Raw genomic sequence first — 14,177 nt, 5'->3', positions numbered from 1 at the left:
ACATCCCCGCCTGGCACGAAGTCCTCAACACCGACGCCGCCCGCTACGGCGGCAGCGACATCCACAACCCCCACCCCCGGGCCCACGACGGCGGCCTGCGCCTGACGCTCCCGCCCCTGGCCACCATCTGGCTCCGCCCCTCCTGACGCGCTCTCGCCCCCGCGCCAGGGGCGGCGGGGGCGAAGAAACCGGTCAGGGAGCGGTCGGCTTGCCCGCCGTGCCGATCCAGGTGTGGAACAGCGCGCCGAGATCCTTCCCGGACAACCGCTCGGAGAGGCGAATGAACTGGGCGGTGGTGCCATGGCCGCCACGGTGCTCAGTGGCCCAGGTCCGCAGGATGCGGAAGAACACCCCGTCCCCCACAGCCGTACGCAGCTTCTGCAGAGCCATCGCACCCCGCGCGTACACGGGCGTGTCGAAGATGTGCGCCCCACTCCCGGGATCCGCCGGCGGAAACGCCCACAGACCGCTGCCGGCAGGACTGGCGTACAGGGAGTCGAACGTCTGCTGCGCCGTCTTCCCACCGTGCTGCTCGGCGTACAGCCACTCGGCATACGTCGCGAAGCCCTCGTTGAGCCAGATGTCCTTCCACGCGGTGAGACTGACGGAGTCCCCGAACCACTGGTGCGCGCTTTCGTGGACGAGGGTGCTCAGGTCGGGCGCGGAGTCATAGACGGGACGCGTCTGGGTCTCCAGCGCGTATCCGACCTGCGGAGCCCGGTCGACGATGGCCCCGGCGGCCCGGAAGGGGTAGGGCCCGAAGACACCGCTCTCCCACGCCAGCACGGACGGCAGCTTCTTCAGTACGGGCGCCGCGGCGGTCGCCTCACGGGGGTCGACGGCGTTGTAGACCTTGAGTCCGTCGCGGGTGGTGTACTGCTCGACCTTGAACTTGCCGACCGTCGCCGTGGCGAGGTAGGCCGCCATCGGCTCGGACTGCCGCCAGCGGAACGTCGTACGGCCGTGGCTGGTCGACTGTCCGCGGAGGATTCCGTTGGCCACGGCGGTGTGTCCCTTGGGGACGGTGATGGTGAAGTCGTAGGAGGCCTTGTCCTTGGGGTGGCTGTTGGCGGGGAACCACGTCATGGCGCCCTGCGGTTCGCCGGCCACGAACGCGCCGTCGTCGGTGGGGATCCACCCATCCGAGGAACCGTCCGGGTCGGTGGCCGGCTTGGGCGTGCCCGAGTAGGTGACGGTGACTCGGAATTCCTGGTTCCGCCGGAGGGAGTGGCGGGGGGTGACCACCAGTTCCTGGCCGTCACGCCGGTAGGACGCCTTGGCGTGGTCGACGGTGACGCCGGTGACCTTCAGCCCTTTGAGGTCGAGGTCGAAGCGGGTCAGTCGCTGGGTGGCCCGGGCGGTGATGACCGCTTTGCCGTCGAGGTGGCGGCTCTGGGGGTCGTAGCCGAGGGTCAGGTCGTAGTGCCGGACGTCGTAGCCGCCGTTGCCCGAGAGCGGGAAGTACGCGTCCCCCGCACCGGACGAGCCCACCGTACCGGCCGCCGCCGGGCCCGCCGCGACGAGCAGGGCCGCGACGGCGACGGGAACCGCGGCCACAACTGCCTCCCTTCGAAGGACAGTTGTGCGTCTGGTGGTCTGATGCGGACGTGGCGTCACGTTGGCTCCTCCGGTGCGACGGCAATCAGGTGATCAGGGGATCAAGTGATCAATGACGCACAGCCTATGAGCCCCGCGGGCCGGTGACCCTCATCATCTGGTCAAGTCACGGCCGGGGGCGGTGCACACGCACCGTCGTACAGGAGGGACCCGGCAGGAAGTTCGAGGCCACGCCCGGATCAGCGGGCCAGGCGGCCCAGCAGGGACGAGGCGGACAGGATGCCGAGGACCGCGGCCAGGGCGAGCACCCCGTAATCGAGGGCCAGGTGGGCGTGTGTGCCGAGCAGCAGGCCGCGCAGCGCGTCCACCTGGTAGCTCAACGGGTTGACCTTGCTGATGGCCTGGAGCCAGCCGGGCATGACCGCCACCGGATAGAGGGCGTTGGAGCCGAAGAACAGCGGCATCGTGATGGCCTGGCCGATGCCCATCAGCCGGTCCCGGGTGAGCACGATGCCCGCGATGGTCATCGAGAGACAGGAGAAGAAGGCGGAGCCCAGGACGACGGCCACCGCCACGCCCAGCAGACGGAGCGGGTTCCAGGTCATCGCGACCCCGAGCAGCGCCGCGATGACGACGACCACCACCGCCTGGATCAGCGCCTTGACCCCGGCGGCGAAGGCCTTGCCGGTGATGAGTGCCGAGCGCGGGGTCGGGGTGACGAGCAGTTTGGTGAGGATCCCGGCGTCCCGCTCCCAGATGATCATGATGCCGTAGAAGATGGCGATGAACATCGCGGACTGGGCGATGATGCCGGGCGCCAGATAGTCGAGATAGGGGATGCCGCCGGTGGGTATCGCCCTGATCCGGGTGAAGGTCTCGCCGAAGATCAGCAGCCAGAGCGCCGGCTGGACCGCCCTGGTGTACAGCTCGGTGCGGTCGTGGCGCAGCTTCTGCAGTTCGACCGCGCACATCGCGCCGACCCGGGCGGGCAGCACCCGCCAGCCGGTACGGGCCCGTGGTGGGACGACGAGCAGGTCGAGGCCGCCCGGGTGGATGCGCTCAGCCGACACGGGACGCTGTACGACGGGTGCTTCGGACATCGCTGAAGTCTCCTGACTGTTCGTCAAGGCCGCTGTCGGCGATGTCGCGGAAGACGTCCTCCAGCGTGGGCAGTTCACCGTTCTTCCCCGCGCCGCGCCGCTCACCGAGGCCCCTGCGCAGCTCGTCGGGGGTGCCCAGGGCACGGACGCGGCCGCGGTGCATCAGCGCGACCCGGTCGCAGTACTGGTCGGCCTCGTCCATGTAGTGGGTCGTCACGAGGACGGTCATTCCGGTGGCGGCGCGTACGGCGTTGATGTGCTCCCACACGCTGGTGCGGGCGATCGGGTCGAGGCCGATGGTCGGTTCGTCGAGGATCAGCAGCCGGGGTGCGCTCACCAGTGCCTGGGCGAGTTCGAGGCGGCGGACCATGCCGCCGGAGTACGTCTTGGCGAGCCGGTCGGCCGCGTCGGTGAGGTCGACCGCCGCGAGCGCCTGCTCGACGCGTGCCGCGCGCTCCTTGCGGGCGACGTCGAAGACGCGGGCGAACAAAACCACGTTCTCCCGGCCGGTGAGCCCCGCGTCGGCGGACAACTGCTGCGGTACGTAGCCCAGCAGGCGGCGTACCGCCATGCGTTCGCGGGTGGCGTCGTGCCCGAAGACGCGGACCATGCCGGTGGGGACCGGCAGGAGTGTGGTGATGCAGCGGATCGCGGTGGTCTTGCCCGCGCCGTTGGGCCCGAGCAGTCCGAAGACCTCTCCGTCGTGGACGGAGAGGTCGAGGCCGTCGACCGCGGTGGTCTCACCGAAGGCGTAGACGAGCCCGGCGCAGCTGACGGCCTCCGTGCCGGCATCCGCCACCGCCACGGTCTCCGTGTCCGTCGCCGTTTCCCTCTCCGTCTCCGTCTTCCCGGTGGGGTCTCCCCCGCCCGTCGGGTTCCGCGTCATGTCTCCTCGGCCTCCTCGTGCAGGTTCACCGCCAGCTTGCGGAGGGCCGGAAGGGCCGCCTCCAGGGCCGCGCGTTCGGCCTCGTCGAGACGGGCCACCTGGCGGCGTACGAGAGCCGTGCGCCGCTCGCGCCAGTCGCGCAGTCGTGCGTCCGCCGCCGGTGTGGGCAGCAGGCGTGCCGCCCGCCGGTCGGCCGGGTCCGTCTGGCGGTTCAGATAGCCGTCCCGGGCCAGTTGGTTGACCAGCGTCGAGACCGAATTGCCCGCCAGGTAGAGCTCCTTGGCGGCCTCCGACACACCGATGCCGGGGCGGGCCACGACCAGCCGCAGCAGCTCGACCTCCGCGCCGCGCAGCCGCGGCGCGGTCGTGCCACTGCGCAGTCGGCGCCGGATCAGTCGCTGCACTCCGGCCAGGGCGTCTGCCAGTGCCTCGGGAAAGCTCTCGGACTCCACCTTCCGAGAATAGCTCTGTATCAGAGGTAACGAGGGAAAGGGAGGGTCAAGAACCGCTCACCGGCAGGCCCGCCTGCCGGGCCGCGGCGCACCGCACCCCCTGGTGGAGAGCCCAGCCCGCGTGATGGAGTCTCCCCAGCCCACTCCGGGCGCCAGGACAAGGAGACCTCCGTGACCGCGATCGAGACCGATGCCACGCTGCCGTGGCCCCATCCCCCGGTGAAGGTCGGACTGGTCGGTGCCGGGCCCTGGGCACGGGCCGTGCACGCGCGCGTGCTCGCCGCCGGGCCCGAGACACGGCTGACCGCGGTGTGGGCGCGACGCGCCGAGGCGGCCCGGGAGACGGCCGAGCCCCACGGGGCCGCGGCGGTCACGCGTTTCGAGGAGCTGCTCGACGGCTGCGAGGCGGTCGCGTTCGCCGTTCCGCCCGCGGTGCAGGCGGAACTCGCTCCGCTGGCCGCGAAGGCGGGCAAGGCACTGCTCCTGGAGAAGCCGCTCGGTGTGGATCTGGCGTCGGCGCGGCGCCTCGCCGACGCCGTCGACGAGGCCGGGGTCGTCTCCCAGCTCGTTCTGACCAACCGCTACCACCCGGCCACCCGGGAGTTCCTGAGCAGAGCGCGGGAGCTGGAGATCACGGGGGCCCGTTCGTGTCTCCTGCACGGGGCGTTCCTGGGCGGCGAGTTCGCGACCACCTGGCGGCTCGAGCACGGCGCCCTGCTCGACCTGGGTCCCCATCTTCTGGATCTCCTGGACGCCGCCGTCGGACAGATCGTCCGGGTCCGCGGCACCGGTGACCCCCGCCGCTGGATCGAGCTGACCTGCGAGCACGCCAATGGTGTCGTCAGTCAGGCCTCACTGTCCGGATCGGTCCACGTCGAGCACGGCAACACGCGTATCGAACTCTTCGGTCCGCAGGCCCCGCTGGTGTACGACGCCACCGAACTCGACCACGAGGAGACCTGGCCGGTGCTGCGCCGGGACTTCGCCACGGCCGTACGCACCGGGGTGTCCGGCGAGCTCGACGCCCATCGGGGACTTCACCTCCAGACGCTGATGGCGCAGGCCTCGGAGAGCTGACGCCCGGCACGGAAGGTCACGTGTAGCGTCGCAGCGCCGGCGCCGCGACGGCCAGGATCGCCATGGCGACGACCACCAGCAGTCCGCCGCCCGCGACGGCGGCGCGGGCGCCCAGGACGGAGCCGGCCGTTCCGTGCAGGACGTCGGCCAGCCGCGGGCCGCCCGCGACCACCACGGTGAACACGCCCTGCATCCGGCCGCGCATCTCGTCCGTGGCGGCCGACAGCAGGATCGCGCCGCGGAAGACCATGGAGACCATGTCGGCGACCCCGGCGGCGGCGAGGAACGCCACGGCCACCCAAAGGCTGGTGCTCAGGCCGAAGCCGGTGATCGCCGCTCCCCAGGCCATCACCGCGGCGATCACCATGAGCCCGTGCCGACGGGCCCGGGAGAACGTGCCCGACATCAGTCCGCCGATCACCGCGCCGATCGGGATCGCCGCGAACAGCAGGCCGAGCGCGAGCCCTTCCCCATAGGGCGCGTAGGTTTCGGCGGCCAGCTGCGGGAACAGGGCCCGGGGCATGCCGAGGACCATGGCGATGATGTCGGCGAGGAAGGACAGCAGCAGCACCTTGTGCAGCGCGATGTACCGGAAGCCTGCGGCGACCTCCCGCCAGCCCGCCCGTTTGGCCGCGGAGCCCGTCAGGGGCGGCAGTGCGGGCAGCCGCATCACGGCCCACACGGTGACGCACAGCGCCAGGGCGTCGATCAGATAGAGCTCGTCCAGGCCGATAACGGGGATCAATGCACCCGCGAGCAGTGGCCCCGCCACCAGGCCCGTCTGCATGACGGTCGAACCGAGCGCGTTCGCCGCGGGCAGTTCGTCCTCGGGGACGAGCCGGGCGATGGAGGCGTTGCGGGCCGGGGAGTTCAGTCCGAAGAAGGCCTGCTGGAGGGCGAGCAGCGCCATCAGGACGAACACCGAATCGAGTCCGACGACGGCCTGTATCCAGAACAGCACCGAGGTGACGGCTATGCCGGTGTTGGTGATGAGGAGCAGCTTGCGCCGGTCCATGCTGTCGGCGACCGCGCCGCCCCACAGCGCGAAGACCACGAGCGGCAGCAGTCCGGCCAGGCTCGCGTAGCCGACCCAGGCCGAGGAGCCGGTGATGTCGTAGATCTGCTTGGGCACGGCGACGGCGGTGAGCTGGCTGCCCACCGCCGTGACGATGGTGGAGGACCAGAGCCTGCGGTACGCGGGGCGGCGCAGCGGGCGGGTGTCCATCGCCCAGCGGCGCCAGCCGGTGCGGTCCGCTCCCGCCGCCTCGTCGTGTTCGGCGGATCCGGCCGCCGAACCGCTCCCGGCCCCGCCGTCCGTCCCTCGGTCGATCCCACCGTCCGTCCCGCCGTCCGCCCCGTCCGTACTGCTCCTGCTCGTGTCCACGACCGTCCTGGCTGCTCGATACATCTTTCAGTTGTCAGGGTTCACTATCGCGTACGCCGTCTCAGGCGTCGGCGATCAGCAGGGTGCCCATGGTGATCATCGTCGCGGCGACCACACCGTCCAGGACCCGCCACGACGACGGCCGGGCGAGGAAGCGGCCGAGCAGCCGGGCGCCGAAACCCAGCGCGGCGAACCAGCACAGGCTGGCCAGGGCGGCCCCGAGCCCGAAGGTCCAGCGCAGCGGGCCGCGGTCGGCCGCGAGGGAGCCGAGCAGGAACACGGTGTCGAGATAGACGTGCGGGTTGAGCCAGGTCATCGCCAGACAGGCGAGGACGATCTGCCGCCGGGAGCCCGCCGTACCGGCCGCAGCCTCCAGCGCCGAGGGCCGCAGCACCCGCCGTGCGGCCAGGATTCCGTAGCTGAGGAGGAATCCGCCCCCGATCACTCCGACCGCCGTGAGCGCCTCGGGCCGGGCCACGACCACCGCGCCGACCCCGCCGACGCCCAGCGCGATGAGCAGCGCGTCGGACACCGCGCAGATGCCCACCACCGCCAGGACCGCTTCGCGGCGGATCCCCTGGCGCAGTACGAAGGCGTTCTGGGCGCCGATGGCGACGATGAGGGTGAGGCCGGTGCCGAACCCGGCGGCTGCGGCGGTCAGAGCGTTGTTCATGCCAGAGACGCTAGGAACACGGCCGTCAAGAGTACAGCTAAAGATTCTTACGTATCATTAGCGCCTGTGATGACGGATCTCCCTCTCGACCAGGTACGCACCTTGCTCGCGGTGGTCGACGAGGGCACCTTCGACGCGGCGGCCGCCGCTCTGCATGTGACGCCCTCGGCGGTCAGCCAGCGTGTCAAGGCACTCGAACAGCGCACCGGCCGGGTCCTGCTGATGCGGACGAAGCCGGTGCGTGCGACCGAGTCCGGCGAGGTCGTCGTGCGGTTCGCGCGCCGGCTGGCCCGGCTGGAGCGCGACGCCCGTACCGAGCTCGGCATGAGCGAGGCCGGGGAGCCGACGCGGCTGTCGATCGCGGTGAACGCCGACTCGCTGGCGACCTGGTTCCTGCCCGCGCTCACCCGCGTACCGCGCGAGCTGCGGCTCTGTTTCGAACTGCGCCGTGAGGACGAGGACCACACGGCCGCCCTGCTGCGCGAGGGGGTGGTGATGGCGGCGGTGACCTCGTGGCCGGACCCGGTGGCGGGCTGTTCCGTGCGCGCCCTGGGCCGCATGCGCTACCTCGCGGTGGCCGGGCCGGACTTCGCCGGGCGGTGGCTCGGCGCGGGAACGGACGCGGCGCCGGACGAGCTGATCGCCGACGCTCCGGTGGTGGCCTTCGACCGGAACGACGATCTCCAGGACGAGTTCGTCCGGGGCCTTGGGGGCGGTCCCGGAGCGAGCGCGCTGCGGCACTTCATGCCCACCTCGGAGGGGTTCGTGGACGCCGTCGTCGCCGGACTGGGCTGGGGCATGGTGCCCGAGGTGCAGGCCGAACCGCTGCTGCGGGCCGGACGGCTGGTCCACCTCGCGCCGGACCGGATCGTCGACGTACCGCTCTTCTGGCAGCAGTGGAAACTCGACTTCCCGGCCCTCGCGGCGGTGGCCGAGGCCGTGACGGCCGTCGCCGCGGAGACCTTGAGACGCTGAGCACCGAAATGCCCGGACTCGCACACGCCGAGACCCAAGGGCGCCGTGGAGCAACATCTGCGCGGGGCTCCTGAACGGGGCGCGGGCGCGGTATCTTCGCGCTGGGCGACGCTGAGTACGGCCGTACACGGCCGGATGCGGCCGAGTGCAACTCCAAGCGACCATCACGGCTGGCGTCGAGGTGCGGGTGGGTACCCGTAAGGCGCATTCTTGCTGTGGAAACCCCCTGACGGCGGGCGGACGAGGGCAGACCGATGACTGGGAGCGCCGAGCGTGAGGACCAGGCGCTGAATAGCCTGGCCGCCCTGCTCAGCGGGTCCGTTGCGGACGCGATCCGGGCGGCCCGCGGCTTCGCGGGGGGTGTGTATCTGCGCTCCAGCACCCCCGAACTGCTGCGGCTGGCCGTGCTGGCCGGGTTGCCGGGACAGTTGTTCCGTCCCTGGTGGCGCATGCCACTGGGCCGGCCGTTCCCGGCCGCCGACGCGCATCGGCTGGGCGTGGAGGTGCTGCTCACCGACGCCACCGAGACGATGCGCCGCTACCCGCAGCTCGCGGCGGGGCTGCCGTTCCAGTTCGGTTCGTTGTACGTCCCCGTCGTGGGCGCCTCCTCGTCCTTCGGGGTCCTGACGGTGCTGCGTCCCTCGGCCTCGGACGCCACGGACGTACTGCCGGACCGTGACCGGATGACGGCGGTGGCGGAGAACCTGGGGACGGCTCTGTCGGTCCTGGAGAAGGACGGCGCCGAGGTCGTCTGGGACGGGGAGCCGATGTGCGTACGGCCGCCCGTCGAGGGGCTGCCGCGTCGCTATGTCGGCCGGTTCACCTGGGACCCGGTCACGGGCGAGGTCACCGGGGACGACGCGCTGTGGGCCCTGCTCGGCACCGGCGCCGGTGTCTTTCCCTGGACGCCGCAGGCGCTCACCCACATGCTGGCCCTCGACGATCCGCACATGCTGCTGGCCGCGCTGCACGAGACCGCGGCGGGGCGTCCCCCGGCCCACCCGCTGCCCGTGCACACGGTCAACGGCGGGCTGCGGCTGCTGGAGTTGTGGACCTCGGGCAACGCGCTCGTGCCGCCGTACGCGGTCGGCGGAGCGGTGGTCGATCCGGGCCCGGGCTCGGCGGCGGACGGCGCCGCGGACCTGCTCCCCGAGGGCGTGTTCGCACTGGACCGGCTCGGGCTGATCACCTACGTCAATCCGCGCGCCGCCGAGCTCCTCGGCCGGCCGCGGCCGGAACTCCTGGGGCGACCGCTGTGGCAGGCCGTGCCCTGGCTGAACCAGCCGTCCTACGAGGATCATCTGCGCGGCGCGCTGCTGTCACCGGAGCCGGTGCACTTCCAGGTCGCCCGCCCGAGCGGGGACCGCCGGACACCCGCGGCGGCCCACGGCGACACCTGGCTGACGATGTCCGTGTATCCCGGCCCCGGCAGTCTGACCTGCAAGCTGATCCCCATGGGGCGGGTCGCCGACACCACGGAGGCCCCCGAGGCCGCACCGCTCCACGGCCGGCCCGTGGCGGACGGGTCCGGCATCGCCGAGCCCGCTACCGCCATCACCACGACGGCGCTGTACCGGCCCGTCGTCCTGGCCATGGCCCTGACCGAGGCCGTGACGGCCCGGCAGGTGTCCGAGACCGTGATGCGGGAGCTGCTGCCCGCGTTCGGCGGACGGCGCCTGGCCATCTACCTGTTGCAGGACCGGCGCCTGTACCTGGCCTGGGAGACCGGCTTCCCGCAGGGGTTCCTCGCGCCGTTCGACGGGGTGGGACTGGACGCCAAGCTGCCCGGGGTGGAGACGCTCACCACCGGCCGCCCGCTGTTCTTCGAGTCGATGCCCCAACTGGCCGCCGCCTACCCCGGCATCCCGCTGGACGCGAAGGAGGGTGCCCGGGCCTTCCTGCCGCTGATCGCCTCGGGGCGGCCGGTCGGTTCCTGCATCCTCGGCTTCGACCGGCCGCGCGACTTCAGCACGGAGGAACGTTCCGTACTGACGGCGCTCACCGGACTCATCGCGCAGGCCCTGGAGAGGGCACGGCGCTACGACTCCGAGGCCGCCCTCGCCCGTGGCCTCCAGGAGGCGCTGCTCCCGCACCGGCTGTCGTCGCACCCGCAGGTGGAGACGGCCGGGCGCTATCTGTCCGGCACCAAGGGGATGGACGTGGGCGGCGACTGGTACGACGTCGTGGAGGCCGGTGACGCGCTGGCCCTGGTCATCGGCGACGTCCAGGGCCATGGCGTCCAGGCGGCGGCCACCATGGGCCAACTACGCAGCGCGGTACGGGCGTTCGCGCTCAGCGACCACCCTCCGGACGTGGTGATGAGCCATACCAACCGGCTGCTCATCGACCTCGACCCGGGCCAGTTCGCCAGTTGCTGCTACGTCAGGCTGGACCCGGTGACCGGAGTCGCCCGGGCCGCCCGCGCCGGGCACCCGCAGCCCCTGCTGCGCCGCCCCGACGGCCGCACCGAGCTCCTCGACCTGCCCGGTGGCGTGGTGCTCGGCGTGGCCCCGCGGGCCCGCTACCCGGTGACGGACCTGCTGCTGGAACCCGACGCCGTGCTGGCCCTCTACACGGACGGTCTGGTCGAGCGCCCCGGGGCCGACATCGACGACGGGATCGAGAAGATCCGCGCGACGCTGTCCCGCGCGGGCACCCCGCACGCCCGGCCCGGCGCCTCCTCCCTGTCCGGCACCGCGGACCTGCTGACCGAGGAGGCCCGGCAGGCCACCGAGCGCCCCGACGACATCGCACTCCTGCTCACCACCCGCCGCTCCACCCGCAAGGTCCGCCACTGACCCGCCGAACTCACCAGCCTGCTCCCTCGACAGCAATGGTTCAGGACCTTCGTGCCCGTGCCCTGAACGGCGACGTGATGGGCGCCCCACCACCGTCGGAAGTCGGGGTCCTGAAGTGACAGCTCGCCCGCTTCAACGCAAGGCCTTGAACGGTCCTTCCAGAGCCGCCCACTGCAACAGCATGATCGTCTTGGCGTCGGCGATCTCCCCGGAGCGGATCATGGCCAGTGCGGTACGGAAGGGCAGTTCGACGATCTCGATGTCCTCGCCCTCCTCGTCGAGGCCGCCGCCTTCGTGGGTGCGGGTGGACGGGCCGTAGGTGGCGGCGTAGAAGCTGACCCGCTCGGTGACCGAACCCGGGCTCATGTAGACGTCGAAGACGTGCTGCACGTCGCCGACGGTGTGCCCGGTCTCCTCGATGACCTCGCGCCGTACGGCGACTTCGGGATGCTCGTCGTCCTCGTCGAGCAGGCCGCCCGGGGTCTCGACCAGCATGCCGTCGGGGTGGCCGTTGGTGTACACGGGGTAGCGGAACTGCCTGGTCAGCAGCACGGTTTCGCGCTCGGCGTCGTACAGCAGGAGGGTGGCTCCGTTGCCGCGGTCGTGCGTCTCGCGTTCCTGGGTGCTCCAGGTGCCGTCGGCGTGCCGGAAGTCGAAGGTGGTGGTGCGCTCCACGTACCAGTGGCTGGACAGGAGGGTGACTTCGCGGACCTTGACCCGGGGGTTGCCGGTCAGATCGCGGCCGACGCGGTCGAGTCCGGTACGGCCCCGGCGGTCCGGGGTGTCGATTCCTGCGGTCATCGTGTGCGGGCCGGGCGGAGGCGGGAGAAGTGGTTCATGACCACTGTCTACCATCCCGGCCCGAACATCGAGGCCACAGCGGGGCTTCGCCCGTCTAGGCTCACGGCATGGAACAGACGGAGATCATCCTGCGCGCCATCGGCGTGCTCACCGAGACCAACGCGATGGTGCGCAGGATCGCCCAGGACGAGAACGCCGAGGTCGACTCGGCCGAGACCCAACTGGGCGCGCTCGTCACGGAGGTGTTCCCCAGGGTGGAGGTGCCAGGGGACGCCGGTCCCGCGGAGGCCGGGCAGGCCGTCGCGGACGCCTACCTCCCCGCCACCATCTCGCTCGTGGGCGCCTTCGCGTTCCTCTTCTCCGAACTCGCCGACCTCCACGACTCCGGACGCACCGACGTCAAGACGGCCGACCTGCTCCAGGACCTCGCCCTGCGCATGTCGAGGGCCGACAACACCTAGGACCTGCCAGGGCTGTCCCCATCCCGGGGCTGAGGCCGGCGCGAGGGTTTGCGGGCCCGGGCGTTCCTCGGTGCGGAACGCCCGGGCGCCGGTCAACTCTTCTGCTCCACGCGCACCCAGTCGACCTCGGCCCGCACTCCCCCGGCCGCGACCCGGTCGACACTTGACTGCGGCAGCCCCCAGTACGGAGTGGTGACCTTGTTCCATCCCGCGGGGTAGGCGCCGCCCAGGGCGAGGTTGAGGATGACGTACTGGCTGTGGTCGAAGACCCATTGGCCGCGGGTCGATTCCAGCTTGTTGCGCGTCGTCTCCTGGACCAGGGCGTCGTCGACGTAGAAGCGCATGGCAGTCGGTGTCCACTCCACGGCGTACGTGTGCCACTGGTCGGCACGGCCCCCCGCGGGGTAGGTCTGGCGGGCACCGATGTTGCCGTCGGCCGAGTAGCCGGGGCCGTGCAGGGCCGTGCTGGTCCAGTCCCCGTAGCCGATGTTCTCCATGATGTCCGTCTCGCCGGATGCCGGCCACGACACGGACGGGTCGTCGACGTTGCTGCCCAGCAGCCAGAACGCGGGCCAGAAGCCGTCGCCGACCGGCAGCTTCATCCGGGCGCTGACCCGGCCGTAGGTGAAGTCGAACTTGGTGTGGGTGTCGATCCGCCCGGAGGTGAGGTCGTAGGTCCCGCCCCCGGCCTGGGTGCAGCCCTTGCAGTACTTGGCCTTCAGGAGAAGGCTCCCGTTCTCGGTGCTGATGTTGTCGGTGTTGTCGACGTACGCCTGCGACTCCCCGTTGACCGGCCCCATCTCCTGTCCGGTTCTGACGACGCGCCACTTGGAGCGGTCGAGACTCGCGCCCGTGAAGTCGTCGAAGAACGTCGTCCGGTACGTGCCCGACTGTTCCCCGGGCAGTGCGGGATACGCGGCGGCGGCGCTGCCTCCCGTACCCCAGACCTGGAACTCGTAGAGGGAGTAGCCGAACTGGGCGGTCGCGGGCGCGGGGTTGTAGAAGGACCGGCGTTCCTTGCCGAGCATCCGTACATAGCGGCCGGTCGCGGGCTGCGGGAGGGTGACGGAGTCGTGGCGGCCCACCGCGTCCGCGGGGGACTTCACGTCGGCGCGGCGGGCGGCGACCTCGGCGGCCGACGGCTGGTAGACGGTGCGCCAGGTTCTGTTGTCGTCGGAGACCTGGATTTGGTAGTCGACCGCGTAGGCCGCCTCCCAGTACAGGTCGACGGTGTTGATGGTCGAGGTCGCGCCCAGGTCGACGGAGATCCACCGGTCGGCGTTCCAGTCACTGGACCAGCGGGTCGAGTCGGCCTTGAGGTCGGCCGGCCAGCCTCCGTCGGTCACGAACGCGGGTGAATTGCCCGCGTGCTGGTAGAGGTTGGAGTAGGCCGGGTGGTTCAGCGCGAGGTTGGTGCGGGTGGTCGAGGCCGGGGCCGGTTCGCCGCCGTAGACCTTGAACGCGTACAACGAGTAGCCGTACGCGGTGGCCCGTTCGACGCCGCGCAGCCGTACGTAGCGGCCGGTGACCTCCTGCGGATAGGTGTGGGCGGTGACCGAGCCTCCGGAGCCGCTGGTCTCGGTGAAGAACGGCGTCCAGTCGGTGCCGTTCCTGGACGCCTCCAGGACGTATCGCTTGCCGTAGGCGGCCTCCCAGTCCAGGACGACCCGGTCGATGCGGAGCGTGGCACCCAGGTCGATACGGATCCAGGCGTCGTCCGCGAACTGGCTCGACCAGCGGGTCGAGGCGTCGCCGTCGAAGGCGAGGCCCGGCGTGGTGCCGGGGTTCTCGCTGCCCGAGGCGGTCACGGCGCCGGGGTTCGCGGAGTAGGCGGCCGCGGCCCGGTCGGTGTCCCAGGTGGCGTCGGCGGCCGCGGCGACGTGCTCGGGCGCCGGGACGGCGAAGGCCGGTGCCGGCGAGAGCAGTGACAGGGTGGCGAGGGCGATCATCAGCGTGCGGTGGGTGCGGGATGGCATGCGGCTCTCCTGAGGGAGGTTGGGGGTGCCGGTTCCG

The 14,177-nt window shown here is 71.3% G+C and carries 13 protein-coding genes and 1 pseudogene; 5 read left to right on the top strand and 9 right to left on the bottom strand.

Annotation, left to right across the window (positions count from 1 at the left end):
• Positions 1-146: alpha amylase C-terminal domain-containing protein (locus KVT44_RS11955; protein WP_217567034.1), on the top strand; the 146-nt coding region annotated here is incomplete at its 5' end.
• A gap of 46 nt (positions 147-192) precedes the next feature.
• Here KVT44_RS11955 and KVT44_RS11950 read toward each other — a convergent pair.
• The 4 genes from KVT44_RS11950 to KVT44_RS11935 all read right to left on the bottom strand — a co-directional run bounded on the left by KVT44_RS11950 (position 193) and on the right by KVT44_RS11935 (position 3,995).
• On the bottom strand, positions 193-1,557 hold the full coding sequence (locus KVT44_RS11950; RefSeq protein ID WP_099924628.1) for a M1 family metallopeptidase: 1,365 nt from the start codon (positions 1,555-1,557) through the stop codon (positions 193-195).
• Positions 1,558-1,796: 239 nt separating this feature from the next.
• Positions 1,797-2,657, bottom strand: a complete 861-nt coding sequence (locus KVT44_RS11945) for an ABC transporter permease (RefSeq protein WP_217567008.1) — start codon at positions 2,655-2,657, stop codon at positions 1,797-1,799.
• Entirely contained in the window at positions 2,617-3,543 is a 927-nt protein-coding gene (locus KVT44_RS11940) for an ABC transporter ATP-binding protein (RefSeq protein ID WP_217567007.1), read from the bottom strand. The genes KVT44_RS11945 and KVT44_RS11940 overlap by 41 nt, the downstream gene beginning before the upstream one ends.
• Positions 3,540-3,995 carry a MarR family winged helix-turn-helix transcriptional regulator gene (locus KVT44_RS11935; RefSeq protein WP_217567006.1) on the bottom strand — a complete coding sequence of 152 codons (456 nt, stop codon included), beginning with the start codon at positions 3,993-3,995 and terminating at the stop codon, positions 3,540-3,542. Before KVT44_RS11935 ends, KVT44_RS11940 begins: the two co-directional genes overlap by 4 nt.
• A 180-nt stretch (positions 3,996-4,175) precedes the next feature.
• Here KVT44_RS11935 and KVT44_RS11930 point away from each other — a divergent pair, with 180 nt between their 5' ends.
• Positions 4,176-5,072, top strand: a complete 897-nt coding sequence (locus KVT44_RS11930; RefSeq protein WP_217567033.1) for a Gfo/Idh/MocA family protein — start codon at positions 4,176-4,178, stop codon at positions 5,070-5,072.
• A gap of 16 nt (positions 5,073-5,088) precedes the next feature.
• On the opposite strand, the gene KVT44_RS11925 is transcribed toward KVT44_RS11930, so the two are convergent.
• Positions 5,089-6,480, bottom strand: a complete 1,392-nt coding sequence (locus tag KVT44_RS11925; RefSeq protein WP_217567005.1) for an MFS transporter — start codon at positions 6,478-6,480, stop codon at positions 5,089-5,091.
• 37 nt (positions 6,481-6,517) lie between these two features.
• Positions 6,518-7,129: a LysE/ArgO family amino acid transporter gene (locus KVT44_RS11920; RefSeq protein ID WP_217567004.1), complete on the bottom strand. Its 612-nt coding sequence runs from the start codon at positions 7,127-7,129 to the stop codon at positions 6,518-6,520.
• Positions 7,130-7,198: 69 nt separating this feature from the next.
• Between KVT44_RS11920 and KVT44_RS11915 the strand changes: the two genes are divergently transcribed.
• Together KVT44_RS11915 and KVT44_RS11910 are read left to right on the top strand one after the other, a co-directional pair.
• Positions 7,199-8,104, top strand: a complete 906-nt coding sequence (locus KVT44_RS11915) for a LysR family transcriptional regulator ArgP (protein ID WP_217567003.1) — start codon at positions 7,199-7,201, stop codon at positions 8,102-8,104.
• 254 nt (positions 8,105-8,358) lie between these two features.
• Positions 8,359-10,902: a SpoIIE family protein phosphatase gene (locus tag KVT44_RS11910; protein ID WP_217567002.1), complete on the top strand. Its 2,544-nt coding sequence runs from the start codon at positions 8,359-8,361 to the stop codon at positions 10,900-10,902.
• A gap of 35 nt (positions 10,903-10,937) precedes the next feature.
• Here the strand turns inward: KVT44_RS11910 and KVT44_RS57985 are convergent.
• Positions 10,938-11,030: pseudogene (locus tag KVT44_RS57985) on the bottom strand (transcriptional regulator); the annotation flags it as partial.
• 4 nt (positions 11,031-11,034) lie between these two features.
• The gene (locus tag KVT44_RS11905; RefSeq protein ID WP_060900628.1) at positions 11,035-11,703 is read right to left on the bottom strand and encodes an NUDIX domain-containing protein; all 669 of its coding nucleotides are present in this window, start codon (positions 11,701-11,703) and stop codon (positions 11,035-11,037) included.
• 107 nt (positions 11,704-11,810) lie between these two features.
• Here KVT44_RS11905 and KVT44_RS11900 point away from each other — a divergent pair, with 107 nt between their 5' ends.
• On the top strand, positions 11,811-12,164 hold the full coding sequence (locus KVT44_RS11900; protein WP_060900627.1) for a hypothetical protein: 354 nt from the start codon (positions 11,811-11,813) through the stop codon (positions 12,162-12,164).
• 92 nt (positions 12,165-12,256) lie between these two features.
• On the opposite strand, the gene KVT44_RS11895 is transcribed toward KVT44_RS11900, so the two are convergent.
• Positions 12,257-14,140, bottom strand: coding sequence for a discoidin domain-containing protein (locus KVT44_RS11895; RefSeq protein ID WP_217567001.1), 1,884 nt, complete (start codon positions 14,138-14,140; stop codon positions 12,257-12,259).
• Positions 14,141-14,177: the final 37 nt, after the last annotated feature.

Source organism: Streptomyces sp. GbtcB7 (assembly GCF_019091445.1).
Taxonomy (GTDB): Bacteria; Actinomycetota; Actinomycetes; order Streptomycetales; family Streptomycetaceae; genus Streptomyces; species Streptomyces mirabilis.
This window is presented reverse-complemented; position numbering and strand designations above follow the sequence as displayed.